Source organism: Streptomyces sp. NPDC007896 (assembly GCF_042959425.1).
GTDB lineage: Bacteria > Actinomycetota > Actinomycetes > Streptomycetales > Streptomycetaceae > Streptomyces.
This window is the reverse complement of the sequence record NZ_JBIBKX010000008.1, coordinates 323,917-340,349: the sequence shown is the minus strand read 5'-3', so window position 1 is coordinate 340,349 and position 16,433 is coordinate 323,917. Positions and strand designations below refer to the sequence as shown.

Here is a 16,433-nt window from a genome sequence, read left to right as displayed (position 1 = left end):
CCGTCAGTGAGCCGCGGCTACCGTGACGGCCATGGACATCGCGATCCACGCCCCGACACGGGAAGACCTGACGTTACCCTCGGGGCTGGTCGGATCCAGCCAGGCGACGCCGACGGAGTCCGCGAAGGCGGCCCACTCGACAGATGGAGACACGATGAGCATGGCCCCGAGGACGGACACGCAGTCGCCTGCGCCGCACGTTGCCGACAGCCACGACCTGATCCGCGTGCACGGCGCGCGCGAGAACAATCTCAAGGACGTCAGCATCGAGATCCCGAAGCGCCGCCTGACGGTGTTCACCGGCGTGTCCGGCTCGGGCAAGAGCTCGCTGGTGTTCAACACGATCGCGGCGGAGTCGCAGCGGCTGATCAACGAGACGTACAGCGCCTTCGTGCAGGGGTTCATGCCGACACTGGCGCGGCCCGAGGTCGACGTCCTCGACGGGCTGACCACCGTGATCACCGTCGACCAGCAGCGGCTGGGTGCCGACCCCCGCTCCACCGTCGGCACCGCCACCGACGCCAACGCGATGCTGCGCATCCTCTTCAGCCGGCTCGGCAAGCCGCACATCGGCTCGCCCAAGGCGTTCTCCTTCAACGTCGCCTCGATCAGCGGAGCCGGCGCGGTCACCATGGAGCGCGGCGGACAGACCGTGAAGGAGCGCCGCAGCTTCAGCATCACCGGCGGCATGTGCCCGCGCTGCGAGGGCCGTGGCTCGGTCTCCGACCTCGACCTCACCCAGCTCTACGACGACTCCAAGTCGCTCTCCGAGGGCGCGATCACCGTCCCCGGCTACACGGGGAGCGGCTGGAACTCACGGCTCTACAGCGAGTCGGGCTTCTTCGACCCGGACAAGCCGATCCGCAAGTTCACCAAGAAGGAACTGCAGGACTTCCTCCACCGCGAGCCGACCCGGATGAAGATCGCGGGCATCAACATGACCTACGAGGGGCTGGTCCCGCGGATCCAGAAGTCGATGCTCGCCAAGGACCGGGAGGGCATGCAGCCGCACATCCGGGAGTTCGTGGACCGGGCGGTCACCTTCACCACCTGCCCCGAGTGCGACGGCACCCGGCTCAACGAAGGGGCCCGGTCGTCGAAGATCAAGCGGATCAGCATCGCCGACGCCTGCACGATGCAGATCAGCGACCTGGCCGAGTGGGTCCGCGGTCTCGACGAGCCGTCGGTGGCGCCGCTGCTCACCGCGCTGCAGCAGACCCTCGACTCGTTCGTGGAGATCGGGCTCGGCTACCTCTCGCTCGACCGGCCGGCGGGCACGCTGTCCGGCGGCGAGGCACAGCGCGTCAAGATGATCCGCCACCTCGGCTCCTCGCTCACCGACGTCACCTACGTCTTCGACGAGCCCACCATCGGCCTGCACCCGCATGACATCCAGCGGATGAACGACCTGCTGCTGCGGCTGCGGGACAAGGGCAACACGGTGCTCGTCGTGGAGCACAAGCCGGAGACGATCGCGATCGCCGACCATGTCGTCGACCTCGGCCCCGGCGCCGGTACGGCGGGCGGCACCGTCTGCTTCGAGGGCACCGTCGAGGGGCTGCGGAGCGGTGGCACCATCACCGGCCGGCATTTCGACGACCGGGCCGTCGTCAAGGAGACGGTGCGCAAGCCCACCGGCACGCTGGAGATCCGCGGCGCGAGGACGCACAACCTGCAGGGCGTCGACGTCGACATCCCGCTCGGGGTACTTGCCGTCGTCACCGGCGTCGCCGGCTCCGGCAAGAGCTCGCTCGTGCACGGGTCGATCCCGGCCGGCGAGGGCGTGGTGTCGGTCGACCAGGGCGCGATCCGCGGCTCGCGACGCAGCAACCCGGCGACGTACACCGGACTGCTCGACCCGATCCGCAAGGCGTTCGCCAAGGCCAACGGCGTGAAACCGGCCCTGTTCAGCGCCAACTCCGAGGGCGCCTGCCCCACCTGCAACGGCGCAGGTGTCATCTACACCGACCTGGCGATGATGGCCGGTGTCGCCACCACCTGCGAGGAGTGCGAGGGGAAGCGGTTCCAGGCATCGGTGCTCGACTACCACCTCGGCGGCCGCGACATCAGCGAGGTGCTCGCGATGTCGGTGACCGAGGCCGAGGAGTTCTTCGGCGCCGGCGAGGCGCACACGCCGGCCGCTCACCGCGTCCTCACCCGACTCTCCGATGTCGGCCTCGGCTACCTCAGCCTCGGCCAGCCGCTCACCACGCTGTCCGGCGGCGAGCGACAGCGGCTCAAGCTGGCCACCCACATGGCGGACAAGGGCGGCGTCTACGTCCTCGACGAGCCGACCGCCGGTCTTCACCTCGCCGACGTCGAGCAGCTGCTCGGTCTGCTCGACCGGCTCGTCGACGCCGGCAAGTCGGTCATCGTCGTCGAGCACCACCAGGCGGTCATGGCGCACGCCGACTGGATCATCGACCTCGGCCCCGGCGCCGGCCACGACGGCGGCCGACTTGTCTTCGAGGGCACCCCCGCCGACCTCGTCGCAGCCCGCTCCACCCTCACCGGCGAGCACCTCGCGACCTACGTCGGCCCCTGACACAGGCCCTCGCTCGACGGTGCTCTTGACGTCAGCCCTTGATCAGGCAGAAGGGATGCCCGGCCGGATCAGCGAAAACCCGCCATCTGTCGCCACCCGGTTGGTACTCCGGTTTGGTCGCGCCCAGCCGCAACAGCAGGGCCTCCGCCTCGTCGAGGTCATCGACCGCGAAGTCGAGGTGGCTCTGCTGGGGCGCGGCCTGGCCCGGCCAACGCGGAGCCTGATAGTCGTCGACGCGTTGAAAACCGATCGCAAGCCCGTCCTCGCGGGTGACGCCGGCGAAGTCACCGTTGGATCTGGGGTGAAGCTCAAGCCCGGTGGCTTGCTGATAGAACGCGGCCAGTGTCTCTGGATCGGCGCAGTCGAGTGTGATCGCCGTGAGCTTCATCTGCGGGGGCATGGCAACTCCCTAACACGCGTCATGCTGTGAGTCCGAACTGGTCCGGCGTCACACCGTAGGGATCAACTCCACGCTCCGCGACCTGATTTACGTCAACGCGGCGCCGCGGTGAGAGTGGCGGCCTGCGATGGGCAGCGGTCCATGCCGCGACGCCACAGGCCGTCCATGACGGCCCGCCTCGATCACCTCTCCAGCCACCTCTCCAGCCACCTCTCCAGTCATCTCTTCAGCAGAACGGATTTCGGCGCCGCCGGTCCCGCTCGACCCCGCATGGGCGGGTGGCCTCTATGAGTCCGATCGGCGGCGGCACTACCGTGGTCGGCGTAAGGGTGTGATCACATGACGGCCGACCCCTTGGTGACGCGATGTGTTGGAGTGCGACGGCCGACCTGGCCGCCGGTGTCGGGATCGCCGCGGTCGGGGTGGCCTGTGTGGCGCGGGTGCGGCGGGCCCGTGACCTGCCGCTGGCCGCGCTGCCGTTGATCCTCGGGGCACATCAGATCGTGGAGTCCGTGGTCTGGGACTCCGGCGGGGGTACGGGCCCCGCCACCGTCGCCTGGGCCGTCATCGCGCTGCCTCTGCTCGCGGTGTGGGTCCCGGCCGGAGTGATGTGCGCGGCGCCCCCGCACGCCCGGGGCAGGCTGACGGTCCCCCTGGCGATCGGCCTCGCGACCGCCGCCGCACTCGCGTACGCCCTCGTGACCCGTCCCGTGCGAGCGGAGGTCCGTGGCCACACCCTCGGCTACTTCGTGCATCTGGACCATCCTGAACTGCTCGTCGCCGGCTACCTCCTGGCCACCGTCGGCTCGCTCCTGCTCTCCGGTGACCGTGGGCTTGTGCTGCTCGGGGTGCTGATGGGCGCGGGCGCGCTGATCTGCTGGGTGCTGTGGGAGCTGGAGTTCGTGTCGACCTGGTGCGCGTTCGCGGCGGTGGGTTCGGTGGCGCTGTTCGGCTGGGTGCGTCGGCGCCAGGCCGGGCCGGACACGGGGCGCTGACAGCCACGTCGTGCGCGGCCCGCACGGCCGTCGACGTCGTTCAACCGATCGGTTGAACGCGGGTTCCACCGCCCGCGCGTCCTGCGCTCCGTACGGACGACGCGCGGGGTCACGCCACGGCGCCAGAATCGCCACTGACCATAGGGCGCCGCGTTCCTTCCCGCCGAGGTCCTCACCCCCCGTCAGAGAGGCCCACAAAGTGTCCAGTTTCCTCAGCAGACGACACGTACTTGCCACCGGAGCAGGCGCCGGTGCCGCGGCCCTCGGCCTCGGAGCGTTCGGCGCCGCGGCAGGCCCCGCCGCCGCTGCCTCGCCCACCGGGTCCCGGCGGGCCGGCGGAGCCGAGGAGACCAGGACGCTCGACGAGCTGTACCGGGCCGCCCTGGCGGACGGCGGCAAGCTCGTCATCTACGCCGGCGGAGACACCCCGACACAACAGGACGGCACCAAGGCCGCCTTCCTCAAGCGCTTCCCGGACATCGACCTGAAGCTCATCGTGGACTACAGCAAGTACCACGACGTCCGCGTCGACAACCAGTTCGCCACCGACACCCTGGTCCCCGACGTCGTACAACTTCAGACGCTCCAGGACTTCACCCGCTGGAAGGAGCAGGGCCGCCTGCTGCCGTACAAGCCGGCCGGATTCTCCATGGTGTACGACGGCTTCAAGGACCCGCACGGCGCCTGGGTCGCCATCGGCGCGATCGGCTTCAGCTTCCTGTACGACGTCGCCGCGGTCGGCGCGGACGCCCCGAAGACCCCGCTCGACCTGATCGAACCGAAGTGGCAGGGGAAGATCGCCTCGTCGTACCCGCACGACGACGACGCGGTCCTCTACCTCTACAGCCTGTACGCGCAGAAGTACGGCTGGGACTGGGTGGCCGCGCTCGCCCGGCAGGACGTGCGGTTCGCCCGCGGCAGCAACTCCCCGGGGGACGCCGTCTTCGGCAAACAGAAGGCGATCGGCATCGGCACGGCGGGCACGCTGACCTCCCCGGCCACCTCTCCCGCGAAGTGGGTCGTCGCCGACGGACACCCCTTCATGGCCTGGGGCCAGCGCGCCGCCGTCCTCAAGCAGGCCAGGAACACGACGGCCGCGAAGCTGTACCTCAACTGGCAGCTGTCCACCACCCAGCAGCAGACGTCCTTCAACGGCTGGTCGGTACGGACCGACGTCACGCCCGCGGCCGGTCTGAAGCCGATCTGGGAGTATCCCGACGCCCACATCGACGGCTTCCCCCGATTCATGGCCGACCGCGCGGCCGTCGAGCGCTGGAAGCAGACCTTCGCCCTCTACTTCGGCGAGGTGAAGGGCGACCCCACGCCAGGCCGGCCCGGCCTGCACCCGGGAGCGTAACCGCTGGTGGGGTCGCTGGTCTCCGTACGCCGGTCGGTACGGAGACCGGCAGTCCCGCTCTTCACATCGGCCCTACAGGTGACGGATAGACTCGGACGCCCTGTCCGACTGGAACAGTCCGCCCAAGGGGATCTGCCGTGCCCGACCGCGCTCCACTGACCCCTCGCGGCAACCGGCCCACCCTGGAACACGCTTCGCACCTCGCCCTCCTCCTCGTCGTCGGCGCCGGACTCGTGCGCCTCGCCCAGCTCGAGACACCCCTGTGCTGGTACATCGTGACCGTCAGCGGGCTGCTGGCCGTGGCGTACGCGGGCGGGCTCGCCTACTGGGACCGGCTCGGCCCGGTCGGCCGGCACCTCTGGATCCCGCTGCTGATCCTGCTGTGGACCGCCCTCGTCTTCCTCGCGCCGTCACCACTGACGACGGCGTACGTCTGGTGTGCCGTCCCGCTGGCCTGCGCGGCCCTGCGCGTGCTCGGCCGCCGCTCCGCGATGGTCACGGTCGCCGTGATCACCTTCGTGCTCGTCGACGCGCTCGTCCAGTCCACGGGCCGGTTCGACCCGGAGGTCGTCCTCGTTCCGGTGGCGGCCGTCTGGGGAACCGTCGCCCTCTACCGGGGCCAGCAGCGGGACGCCGCGATCCGCGAGCGCCTCGTCGAGGAACTGCGGGACACCCGCGACACGCTCGCGCGGCAGCAACGCCAGGCGGGCGTACTGGCCGAACGCACCCGCATCGCCCGCGATCTGCACGACACCCTGGCCCAGGAACTCGCCGGCAGCCTGATGCTGCTCCAGGCTGCCGAGCGCGACTGGGACGCGCGGCCGGAGGTGACACGGACCCGTGTCCGTGCCGTGGCCGACGGCCTGGGCAGCAACCTCGCCGAGACCCGCCGGATGATTCGGGACCTGACCCCGACCACCGTCGCCGAGGCCGGCCTCGAAGGCGCGCTGCGGCTGCTGTGCGACCGTTCGCGTCAGGAAGGTGCCGCGGCCCGGGTACGGTTCCGCTCGCTCGGAACGCATCAGCCCGCCCTCGACGACCAGGCCACCACCACCCTGTTCCGCATGGCCCAGAACGCCCTGGCGAACGTACGCGAACACGCCCACGCGGTGAACGTACTGGTCACCTTCCACCGCCACCCCGATCGTGTCGAACTCGAAGTGAGCGACGACGGAGTCGGTTTCGACCCGGCCGACACGTTCGCGAGCGAGCGCTCGCCGGGCGCCCTCCGGACGGACCGCGGATTCGGCCTCCCGACCGCTCGGGCGCGTCTGCGTGAGTGCGGGGGCGACCTCGACGTCAGCAGCGCACCCGGCCGGGGCACCAGGATCCGCGCCTCGGTGTCCGCACGGCCCCGCCCGCGGCCGGTCGAGCCGTCGTTCACACCGGCGACCGCCCGATGACCGCCGCACCGCTGCGCGTGCTGATCGCCGACGACCACACCGTCGTACGCGCCGGACTGCGGGCCCTGCTGGAAGGCGAACCCGACCTCGACGTGATCGCGGAGGCGGGCAGCGGCGAGGAAGCGGTCCGTCTGGGTGCCCGGTTGGCCCCGGACGTCGCGCTGATGGATCTGCGGTTCGCCGGACCGGGTCAGGGGATCGACGGCGTCGAGGCGACCCGCCGGCTCGGCGCCCGGGCGCCCGGTGTGGCGGTGGTGATGCTGACCAGCTACGCCGGACGGGCCGATGTCGTCCGCGCGTTGGAAGCGGGTGCGCGCGGCTACGTACTCAAGGCGGGGCCGCCGGAGGAACTGTTCCAGGCGGTGCGCACCGCGGCGGCGGGCTCCATGGGACTCGCCGCGGAGATCGTCGCCGAACTCGTCGGCCAAGTGGTCAACCCGGACCAGGACTTGAGCCATCGCGAGATCGAGGTCGTCCGGCTGCTGGCCGAGGGGCGCAGCAACCGGGCCATCGCCGAGGCGCTGTACCTCAGCGAGGCCACGGTCAAGACCCACCTCGTGCGCGTCTATCGCAAACTCAAGGTCGACAACCGGGCGGCGGCCGTCTCGGAGGCCGTGCGCAGGGGACTGCTCGAACTCACCTGACACACAAGGAAGTGGCATGACAAGGCAGTTCACGCGGCCGGCGACGTATCCGTCTCCGTGCCCGCCCCGGAGCGTCACGGGCCGGGCACGGAGACGGACGTCGCCGCAGGGCTAGGAGCCGGTCACGTCGGACACCGTCCACCGTTGGTTGGAGCCGGAGTTGGGCGTCCAGATCGTGACGGCGGATCCGTCGGCGGTGGCCTGACCACCCACCTCCAGGAGCCTTCCGGTGGCGGCGTTGACGAGGGTCCAGGTGCCGTCACCGGTCGTCGACATGATCCACTGCGTGGCCGCGTCACGAGGACCGGTGTCCGCCTCCAGGACCGGGGCGCCGTCGCGCACGGCCAGCCGCTTGCCCTCCACCGGATTGGTGAACACGTACCGCTGCCGGTTGCCGGTCTGGCCGCTGATCTGTCGCAGCTGCCACCGCTGGCCGGTGACCGTTGCCGCGTCCGTGCCGGCCGTCCTGATGACGAGCTTGCTGCCGTCGTCCCCGACGGTGAGCGCCTTGCCGCTCTGGACGCCGGTCAGGGAGTAGGTGTGGCCCTTCTTCAGCAGAGCGGCGTCCTTGGCCACGCCCGACACGCCCTTGACGACGAAGGAGGTCACGGACTGGGCGGGCACGGTGAAGGTGGCCTGGCGGTCGGTGACCGCGACGGGAGTCTGGCGTGCCAGCTTGCCGTCGGCGCTGGTCACCACGGGAGTCACCGTCGCGCCCCGCGCGAAGCGGCCGAACCTGGACAGGTCGAGGGTGACCGTACGCGCGCTGGTGGTGCTGTTGACGTGGACGACGGTCGCCCCGTTGCCGCTCTTGGAGACCGCGGCGACGCTGGACTTGTCGTCGGTCTTGATCAGCCGGTCGCCCGGCTTGATGTAGTGGGTGAAGTTGCGGGCGGTGTCGAACTTCGTGTTCGTGTGGATGGGGCAGGTCGCGAGGGTGTCCGCGGAGGTGCAGCTGAACGGGAGCTGGATGCTGCCCCAGTTGCCGCCCTTGGCGGACTCACCGCCCGGCTTCATGTTGTCGTAGTCCTCGACCGGCTGCCAGAACACCCAGGCCTTGGGCTTGAGTTCGCGCAGGTCGTCGACCATCTGCTGGGCAAGACCGAGGCCCGGCCGCATGTCCGTGAAGCTCTGGCCGTCGCCCCAGTCGCCCTCGACCTCGCTCATCCACAGCGGCTTGTCAGCCGCCTTGGCCAGGTCGCGCACGCTGGTACGGCCGCCGGTGCCGTAGGTGTGGACGTTCATCTGGCCGACGAGGTCCCGCACGTCCTGGGGGTAGGAGTTCCAGTTCTGCGTGAAGATGTTGGGGTTGGTCTCGTCCATCGCGGACATCTTCGTGCCGGTCCTCGCCTTCTCAAGGGCGGGGGCCAGCGCGCGGATCACCTGCTGCTGGAGCTCGGGGCCGATGTGCGCCCCCTCCTGTCGGCCGCCGACCGGCTGCCCGTCGGCGCCCAGGTGCGTACCCCAGTAGTTCGTGTTCGGCTCGTTGAACGGGTCGAGGGTGTCGACCTTGATGCCGTGCGCCTTCTCGAGCCGCTTGGTCGCGCCCGCCAGATAGGCGGCGAAGTCGTCGACGGAGTCGGCCTTGAGCTGGTCGGCGGAGGAGTTGAAGCCCCCGGAGACATAGCCGCTGGTGGTCATGAACCAGGGCGGCGAGTTGCTGAACGTCTCCCAGTGGGTGATGTCCTTCTTGATCCGGTCCACCCACCAGCGCTGGGTGGCGTCGGCGTTCGGGTTCCAGTCCGCCGGGTCGTCGGCGCTCCACCAGTCGGTGTCCGTACGGGTGGTGCCGTCCGGGGCCTTCCACCAGCCCTCGACCGCTCCGCCGGCCCGCAGGTAGTTCTTGACGTCGGGGGCGTTGCCGCCGCCGATGTTGTAGCGGGCGATGTTGAGGTTGAGGCCGTCGTCGCCGAACAGGAGCTTGGCGAGCTTTTCGCGGATCGGCGCCGGGTAGTTGCCGGTGGCGTTGGCGAACCAGACCAGGCTGGTGCCCCAGCCCTCGAAGCTCTGCTCCTTGTACGAGGGATCCGGCCGGACGGTCACGGACGCGGCGGCCGCCGGCGCGGTCTCCGCGCTCGTCGGCGGGGCGGTGACCAGGGCTGCCCCGGTGGCCAGTGCGGTGCCTGCGATGGTTCCCAGAAGCCGTCTTGTGCGGGTACGGCGTGCCAACGTGTGCTCCCAACTCGTATGTGGTCGCTGCGATGGACCGGCGTGCCCCCGGGTGGGGACACGCCGGCGTCACCCTCGAACGGGGGGCCGTGCTCGCTGTTCGAGGGCTGTCAGAGGGCGGGCTGCCGCAGTACGGCGACGTCCCGGGGGGCGAGGACGACGGTGCCGTCGTCGTCCGTCCGGCCGACCAACAGGTCTCCGGAGACTCCGGTCAGCGGCACGGTCTCGTCGGTCCGGTTGACCAGGAACAGATAGCGGCTGTCCGCGCTTCGGCGCACGATCAGCTCGACGCTTCCCCGCGCGCCGTCCGGCAGTTCGCTGTGCACACCGGCCGGGGCGAGCAGCTTCGGCAGCAGCGCGGTGAGACTGTCCGTGCCGAGCCTGGTGGAGACGTACGCGGCCGAGCCCTCGCCCGTCGGGCGCCGGGTGACGGCGGGGCGGTCGGCGTACGTGCCACCGCGGTAGTGCGCAAGCACCTCCACCGCCGGGTCGGTGACGCTGATCCGGTCGGTCCACAGGGTGCCCGTGGCGGCGCCGTCCACGCCGTCCAGGGCGACGGCGGCCGTCTCGCCGTCGAGCAGCGGGCCGAACTCCTCGATGCGGATGCCGAGCAGCTCGCGCAGGGCTCCCGGGTAGCCGCCGAGCCAGATGTGGTCGTTCTCGTCGACGACACCGGAGAAGTACGTGGTGACCAGGTGGCCGCCGTTCTCGGCGTACCGGATGAGCTCCTTGGCGAGCGGGGCCGGCATGACGTGCAGCACCGGCGTGATCAGGACCTGGTAGCGGTCGAGTTCGGTCTGCGTGGTGACGACGTCGGCCCGGATGCCGAGGGCGAGAAGCGCGGAGTACCAGTCCAGCGCCTCCTGCCGGTAGCTGAGCTGGGCGGTGGGGTGGGAGTCCTGCTCGCTCGCCCACCACGAGTCCCAGTCGAAGACGATCCCGACCCGGGCCGGCTCACGCTCGGTCCCGGCGACCGGAGCGAGGGTCTTGAGGGTCTGTCCGAGGCCGGCCACCGCGCGGAAGACCTCGCTGTCGGCTCCGGCGTGCGGCACCATCGCCGAGTGGTACTTCTCGGCGCCTGCCGCCGACTGGCGCCACTGGAAGAAGCACACCGCGTCGGCGCCGTGGGCGACGTGCACCAGCGAGTCACGGGCGAGGTCGCCCGGCCGCTTGGCCACGTTGATCGGCTGCCAGTTGACGGCGCTGGTGGAGTGTTCCATGAGGAACCACGGACGGCCACCGGCGATGCCGCTGACGAGGTTGGCGGAGAAGGACAGCTCGTCGCGGTCCTGGGGGCCGGGCACCACGTAGTGGTCGTTGGAGACGAAGTCGATCTCGGCGGCCCAGTCCGCGTAGTTCATGCCCTTGGTGTTGCCCATCACCATGAAGTTGGTGGTGACCGGAACATCGGGCGTGAGCTCGCGCAGCACGTCCCGCTCCGCGCGCAGATGGTCCTTCAGCACGTCGGAGGAGAAACGCTTGAAGTCCAGCTGCTGGGTGGGGTTCGGGTGGGAGGCGGCCAGCCGGGGCGGCAGGATCTGCTCCCAGTCGCTGTAGCGCTGGGACCAGAACGCCGTTCCCCAGGCGTGGTTGAGAGCGTCGAGGGTGGTGTAGCGGGAGCGCAGCCAGTCGCGGAAGGCGCGGGCGGCGTCGTCGGAGTAGTCGTAGACGTTGTGGCAGCCCAGCTCGTTGGAGACGTGCCAGGCGACCAGCGCGGGATGGTTCGCGTACCGCTCGGCCATCTTCCGCACCAGGCGCAGCGCGTGCTCGCGGAAGACGGGCGAGGTGGGACGCCAGTGCTGGCGCGCCCCGGGCCACAGTGTCTCGCCGGAGGCGGTGACCGGAAGGATCTCCGGGTACGCCGTGCTGAGCCAGGGCGGCGGAGAGGCGGTGGCGGTGGCCAGGTCGACCCCGATGCCCCCCGCGTGCAGCAGGTCCATGACCTCGTCGAGCCAGCCGAAGTCCCACTCGTTCTCGGCGGGCTGGATACGGGCCCAGGAGAAGATCGCCACGGAGACGATGTTGACGCCCGCCTCCCGCATCAGCCGGATGTCCTCCTCCCACACCTCGCGTGGCCACTGCTCCGGGTTGTAGTCGGCGCCGTAGGCGAGGCGGGGGGTGGAATCACCGTCCGGCCCGTGCCGCAACTGGGACAGGAGGGTGGAGATCATGGTGGTCCTTCCGGTTACTGCACGGGGTGGCGCGAGGTGCGTGGTCGCTTCCGGGCGGCCGCCGCTGAGCGCCTGCTGCTCAGCGGCGGCTCCCGAGGGGAATGCCGGCTACTTCGAGACGGTGAAGCCCTGCTCGTTGCCGTACTTGATGGAGGCGTCCTGCCAGGACTTCAGACCGTCCGCCAGCTTGGTGCCGGAGACATAGGCCTTGCCGACGGTGTCGTTGAAGATCGAGTTGGCGTACTGCTGGAAGGGCAGGTACGACCAGTCGCTGGCGACGTTGGCGGCGGACTCGGCGAAGATCTTGTTGGCCTCCTGGCCGCCGAAGTAGTCGAACTTGGTGTTCTGGAACTCGGTGGACTGGAGCTCCGCCTTGGTCGCCGGGAAGGCGCCCTGCTTGATGCGGGTCTGCACACCGTCGCCGGAGTTGGCGTACTCGACGAAGGCGTAGGCGAGTTCCTTGTTCTTGCCCAGCGTGGGCAGGGCGAGGGAGCTGCCGCCGTTCTCCGCGCTCGCCTTGTCGCCCTTGGTCCACTGCGGCATCGGGGCCGCGCGCCAGTCACCGGAGGCGTTCGGCACGCCGGAGACGAAGTTGGCGGGCATCCAGGCGCCGGTGGTCAGGGTGGCGATGGTGCCGTCGCCCAGGCCCTTGTACCAGTCGTCGGTCCAGCCGAAGATGGGCGCGAGGAGCTTCTCGCTGATGAGCTTCTGGTAGGTGTCCGTGTACTTCTTGGCGCCCGCGTCCTCGAAGTTGACCGTCACCTTGGTGCCGTCGACCTTGTAAGGGCGCGAACCGGCCTGCCACAGCATGCTGGTGGTGAAGCCCGCGTCACCGGCGTCGGCGGCGATGTAGGCCTTGGGGTCGGCCTTGTGCAGCTTGCGGGCCGCGTCGACGTACTCGTCCCAGGTGGTCGGGACGGCGATCTTGTACTTGTCGAAGACCTTCTTGTTGTAGAACATCGCCATCGGGCCGGAGTCCATCGGCAGGCCGTAGACCTTGTCACCCTCGCTCACGGCGTTCCACGGACCCGGGGTGTACTTGGCGGCGAGCTTGTCGGCGCCGTAGGGGGCCAGGTCGCTGAGGCCCTTGGTGAGGGAGTACTGACTCAGCGCGAAGTACTCGACCTGCGCGACGTCGGGGACGCCCTTGCCGGCCGCGATGGCGTTCGACAGAGCGGTGTAGTGCTTGTCACCGGACCGGTCGCTGACGAGGTTGATCTTGACCTTGGGGTACTTCTTCTGGAAGTCGGCGGCGACCGTCTTCAGCGTGGGCTCCCAGGCCCAGACCGTGACCGAGCCGCCCTTCTTGAGGGCAGCCTGGATGTCCGCGGCGGAGACCGCCTTCTGGCCCGAACTGCTGTTGTCGGAGCCTCCGCAGGCGGTCGCCCCCAGGGCGAGGACGGAGAGGAGAGCGAAGCCGCGCAGCAGGCGGCCGGTGGTTCTGCGCATGGAGGTGCTTCCACTTCTTCGTGGGCGGGACTTCTTCATGGGTGGGACAGGGTGAGGGTGAAAGAGGTGAGGCTGCGGGGGGTGGGGGCCTGAGGGCGGGCTATTCCTTGACGCTTCCGGCGGCGAGTCCGGACTGCCAGTACTTCTGCAGCAGCAGGAACGCGGCGATCAGCGGCACGATGGTGAGCAGTGAACCGGTGATCACCAGGTTGAAGATCACGTCGCCACCGATCGTCTGGGCCTGGGAGTTCCAGGCGTCCAGGCCCAGGGTCAGGGGGTACCAGTTCGGGTCCTTGAGCATGATCAGCGGCAGGAAGTAGTTGTTCCAGGTGGCGACCGTGGTGAACAGCAGGACGGTCACGGTGCCGGGGGCGAGCAGTGGCATGGCGACCTGGAAGAAGGTGCGGATCTCGCCCGCTCCGTCGATGCGGGCGGCCTCCATCAGCTCGGTGGGGATGGCCTCGGTGGCGAAGACCCACATCAGGTACAGGCCGAAGGGCGAGACGAGTGAGGGGATGATCACCGCCCACGGTGTGTCCGTCAGTCCCATCTTGCTGAACATCAGGAAGGTGGGCACCGCCAGGGCGGTGCCCGGGACGGCGACGGCACCGATGACCACGGCGAAGACGGCGCGCTTTCCGGGGAAGTTGAACTTCGCCAGCGCATAGCCGCCCAGGATCGCCAGGAGGGTCGCGCCGCCGGCGCCGAGCACGACGTACAGCAGGGTGTTCAGCAGCCAGCGGACGAAGATGCCGTCGTGGTACGTGAACGTGTCGTGGATGTTTTCCCAGAGGGCGAACTTGTGGCTGAACCACAGGCCGGACGAGGTGGCGAGCCCGTCCTGGGTCTTGGTGGCGCTGATGACCAGCCACACCAGGGGCACCACGGTGTAGAGCATGATCAGGCCGGTGAGCACGGTCAGCAGAACGCTGCGCTTGGGGCGCCCGGGAGTGTGCTTGCGTCGCGTGCGCAGTCGGGGCGTGTTCTTGGAACCGTCGGACTCGGCGGACGGGGGCGGGGAGACGGTGGTGACGGGGCTGCTCGTGCTGCTCATCGGGTCACGCTCCCTTGCGCATGCCGCGGAGCTGCACGACATAGGCGATGACCATGGTGATCAGCCCCATGATGATGGCGACCGCCGCGGAGTAGTTGTGCTGCTGTCCGTTGAAGGACAGTGAGTACGTGTAGTAGTTCGGGGTGTAGTCCGTCGTGATGGCGTTGCGTGCCAGCGGCCGCAGGATGCTCGGCTCGTTGAAGAGCTGGAAGCTGCCGATGATCGAGAAGATCGTCGCGATGACCAGGGCGCCGCGGATGGCGGGGAGCTTGATGGCCGAGATCATGCGGATCTGCCCGGCGCCGTCGATCTCCGCGGCCTCGTACAGCGAGTTCGGGATGACCCGCAGCGCGGAGTAGAAGATCAGCATGTTGTAGCCCACGAACTCCCAGGTGACGATGTTGCCGATCGACGCCAGGACCAGGTTCGCGGAGAGTGGGTCGGGCAGGGTGACGTCGAAGGCGCTGTTGATGTCACCCACCAGGCCGAACCGGGTGCCGTACATGAAGCCCCACATCAGGGTGGCGACCACGGCGGGCACCGCGTACGGCAGGAAGATCGAGATCCGGAAGAAGTTCCTGCCGTACAGACGGCCGCTGTCCAGCGCGAGTGCGACGAGCAGGGCGATCCCCAGCATGATCGGCACCTGGATCAGCAGGAACAGTGAGACCCGCTCCAAGGAGGACCAGAACTGGTCGTCCTGGAGAGCCTGCTTGTAGTTGTCCAGGCCGACGAAGGACGTTCCCCCGATGAGCTTGTCGCGGAAGAGGCTGAGGTAGATCGAATAGGCGATCGGAGCCAGGAAGACGAAGGCGAAGACCACCGCGAAGGGGCCGATGAACCCCCATCCTGTCCAGGAGCGGCGGTCCCTTTTCGGAGGCCGGTCCGGGCGCCGTGCCACGGCCGCAGGGGGTTGAAGCGTCGTCATGTCGTTCCTCGCTCGTCCATCTCGGAACCGGCGTCTCACGCCGTCGCGATGTTTACGTAAACATGCCGTCCCCCTTCGCGTCGAGGGCTGTTATGTTTACGTAAACATCTGATGGCGGCATGTCTACACTGCGCCAATGTCGGTGGTCAAGGGTCGTCTGACGAAACGGCGACCCGGGCAACAAAGGAGACGGGTGGACACTGCGGACAGTGCCTCGACGGGGACGGAACGGTCCCGCGGGCGCAAGGGAAAACGGGCGGTGGGTCGCACGCAGACCGCGTCCATGGCGGATGTCGCACGCCTGGCCGGGGTCTCCTCGCAGACGGTCTCCCGCGTCTCCAACGGTTACGCGGGTGTGAACGAGGAGACCCGTGAACAGGTGCTGGCGGCGATGAAGGAACTGGGCTACCGGCCCAACAGCGCCGCCCGGGCCCTCAAGCGCGGTGAGTTCCGCACCATCGGCGTCATCACCTTCAACCTCTCCACCACGGGCAACATGCGCACCCTGGAGGCGATCGCCACCTCCGCGGCGCAGGAGGGCTACGCCGTCACGCTGCTGCCGGTCGCCGTGCCCACCCAGGACGAGGTGCGCGGCGCCTTCTCCCGGCTCGGGGAACTCGCCGTCGACGCCGTCATCGCCATCATGGAGGTGCATCTGCTCGACGCGGCGACCATCTCCCTGCCCCCGCATGTGCAGGTCGTCGTCGCCGACTCGGACGCGGGCGACCGCTACGCGGTGGTCGACACCGACCAGGCCGGGGGAGCCCGGGCCGCCGTACGCCACCTTCTGGACCTCGGCCACAGCACGGTCTGGCATCTGGCCGGGCCCGAGGAGTCCTTCGCGGCACAGCGCCGCACCGATGCCTGGCACGCCGCCCTGACCGAGGCGGGCCGCGTCCCGCCGCCTCTCGTGCGCGGCGACTGGTCGGCGGAATCCGGCTACCGCGCGGGCCTGCGGCTCGCCGACGAGCGCGACTGCACGGCGGTGTTCGCCGCCAACGACCAGATGGCACTGGGCCTCCTGCGGGCCCTGCACGAACGCGGCCGGAAGATCCCCGACGACGTCAGCGTCATCGGCTTCGACGACATCCCCGAGGCCGGCTCCTTCCTGCCGCCGCTGACCACGGTCCACCAGGACTTCGCCGAAGTGGGACGCCTGTGCGTCGAGGGTGTCCTGCGGCGGATGCGCCACGGCGGCCCGGAACACGGCACCACGCTCGTCCCCACGAAGCTGGTGGTGCGCGGGAGCACGGCTCCGCCGTCCGGAGATGCGTGAGGTTCCCTACCGGGTCGTGGGGGCGGTTGACGGCGTCGATCG

12 protein-coding genes are annotated in these 16,433 nt (G+C 69.4%); 6 read left to right on the top strand and 6 right to left on the bottom strand.

The genetic code is table 11. The features are described from left to right. Positions 1-154: 154 nt before the first annotated feature. Complete coding sequence (locus ACFZDJ_RS26815; RefSeq protein ID WP_391062249.1) at positions 155-2,545, top strand: ATP-binding cassette domain-containing protein; 2,391 nt, start codon at positions 155-157, stop codon at positions 2,543-2,545. Positions 2,546-2,576: 31 nt separating this feature from the next. Here ACFZDJ_RS26815 and ACFZDJ_RS26810 read toward each other — a convergent pair whose 3' ends face one another. Further along, positions 2,577-2,945 (bottom strand): VOC family protein, encoded by a 369-nt coding sequence (locus ACFZDJ_RS26810; protein WP_390935672.1) that lies wholly within the window; start codon positions 2,943-2,945, stop codon positions 2,577-2,579. A gap of 365 nt (positions 2,946-3,310) precedes the next feature. Here ACFZDJ_RS26810 and ACFZDJ_RS26805 point away from each other — a divergent pair, with 365 nt between their 5' ends. The 4 genes from ACFZDJ_RS26805 (at position 3,311) to ACFZDJ_RS26790 (ending at position 7,344) form a co-directional block, all read left to right on the top strand. Continuing rightward, positions 3,311-3,940 (top strand): DUF6629 family protein, encoded by a 630-nt coding sequence (locus ACFZDJ_RS26805; protein WP_390935674.1) that lies wholly within the window; start codon positions 3,311-3,313, stop codon positions 3,938-3,940. Between the two features lie 199 nt (positions 3,941-4,139). Beyond that, on the top strand, positions 4,140-5,297 hold the full coding sequence (locus ACFZDJ_RS26800; protein ID WP_390935676.1) for an ABC transporter substrate-binding protein: 1,158 nt from the start codon (positions 4,140-4,142) through the stop codon (positions 5,295-5,297). A 137-nt stretch (positions 5,298-5,434) separates the two neighbouring features. Then, a complete protein-coding gene (locus tag ACFZDJ_RS26795) occupies positions 5,435-6,700 on the top strand; it encodes a histidine kinase (RefSeq protein ID WP_390935678.1) in 1,266 nt (421 codons plus the stop codon). Continuing rightward, the gene (locus ACFZDJ_RS26790) at positions 6,697-7,344 is read left to right on the top strand and encodes a response regulator (RefSeq protein WP_384926612.1); all 648 of its coding nucleotides are present in this window, start codon (positions 6,697-6,699) and stop codon (positions 7,342-7,344) included. The genes ACFZDJ_RS26795 and ACFZDJ_RS26790 overlap by 4 nt, the downstream gene beginning before the upstream one ends. A gap of 111 nt (positions 7,345-7,455) precedes the next feature. Here the strand turns inward: ACFZDJ_RS26790 and ACFZDJ_RS26785 are convergent, their stop codons facing one another. The 5 genes from ACFZDJ_RS26785 to ACFZDJ_RS26765 form a co-directional block, all read right to left on the bottom strand. Continuing rightward, positions 7,456-9,513, bottom strand: coding sequence for an RICIN domain-containing protein (locus ACFZDJ_RS26785; RefSeq protein WP_391062246.1), 2,058 nt, complete (start codon positions 9,511-9,513; stop codon positions 7,456-7,458). 110 nt (positions 9,514-9,623) lie between these two features. Next, positions 9,624-11,684, bottom strand: coding sequence for a beta-galactosidase (locus ACFZDJ_RS26780; RefSeq protein WP_391062243.1), 2,061 nt, complete (start codon positions 11,682-11,684; stop codon positions 9,624-9,626). 108 nt (positions 11,685-11,792) lie between these two features. Beyond that, positions 11,793-13,133: an extracellular solute-binding protein gene (locus ACFZDJ_RS26775; protein WP_390935685.1), complete on the bottom strand. Its 1,341-nt coding sequence runs from the start codon at positions 13,131-13,133 to the stop codon at positions 11,793-11,795. 100 nt (positions 13,134-13,233) lie between these two features. Next, positions 13,234-14,187 carry an ABC transporter permease subunit gene (locus ACFZDJ_RS26770; RefSeq protein WP_390935687.1) on the bottom strand — a complete coding sequence of 318 codons (954 nt, stop codon included), beginning with the start codon at positions 14,185-14,187 and terminating at the stop codon, positions 13,234-13,236. A gap of 4 nt (positions 14,188-14,191) precedes the next feature. Continuing rightward, positions 14,192-15,115, bottom strand: coding sequence for a carbohydrate ABC transporter permease (locus ACFZDJ_RS26765; RefSeq protein WP_168514789.1), 924 nt, complete (start codon positions 15,113-15,115; stop codon positions 14,192-14,194). 283 nt (positions 15,116-15,398) lie between these two features. Here ACFZDJ_RS26765 and ACFZDJ_RS26760 point away from each other — a divergent pair, with 283 nt between their 5' ends. Beyond that, positions 15,399-16,391, top strand: a complete 993-nt coding sequence (locus ACFZDJ_RS26760; protein ID WP_168501554.1) for a LacI family DNA-binding transcriptional regulator — start codon at positions 15,399-15,401, stop codon at positions 16,389-16,391. Positions 16,392-16,433: the final 42 nt, after the last annotated feature.

Excerpts from the sequence above, each read along its gene's own strand:
- ACFZDJ_RS26760 (WP_168501554.1), top strand. The coding sequence starts at position 15,399 with ATGGCGGATGTCGCACGCCTGGCCGGGGTCTCCTCGCAGACGGTCTCC.
- ACFZDJ_RS26805 (WP_390935674.1), top strand. The coding sequence starts at position 3,311 with ATGTGTTGGAGTGCGACGGCCGACCTGGCCGCCGGTGTCGGGATCGCC.
- ACFZDJ_RS26815 (WP_391062249.1), top strand. The coding sequence starts at position 155 with ATGAGCATGGCCCCGAGGACGGACACGCAGTCGCCTGCGCCGCACGTT.
- ACFZDJ_RS26775 (WP_390935685.1), bottom strand. The coding sequence starts at position 13,133 with ATGCGCAGAACCACCGGCCGCCTGCTGCGCGGCTTCGCTCTCCTCTCC.
- ACFZDJ_RS26810 (WP_390935672.1), bottom strand. The coding sequence starts at position 2,945 with ATGCCCCCGCAGATGAAGCTCACGGCGATCACACTCGACTGCGCCGAT.
- ACFZDJ_RS26765 (WP_168514789.1), bottom strand. The coding sequence starts at position 15,115 with ATGACGACGCTTCAACCCCCTGCGGCCGTGGCACGGCGCCCGGACCGG.
- ACFZDJ_RS26790 (WP_384926612.1), top strand. The coding sequence starts at position 6,697 with ATGACCGCCGCACCGCTGCGCGTGCTGATCGCCGACGACCACACCGTC.
- ACFZDJ_RS26770 (WP_390935687.1), bottom strand. The coding sequence starts at position 14,187 with ATGAGCAGCACGAGCAGCCCCGTCACCACCGTCTCCCCGCCCCCGTCC.
- ACFZDJ_RS26780 (WP_391062243.1), bottom strand. The coding sequence starts at position 11,684 with ATGATCTCCACCCTCCTGTCCCAGTTGCGGCACGGGCCGGACGGTGAT.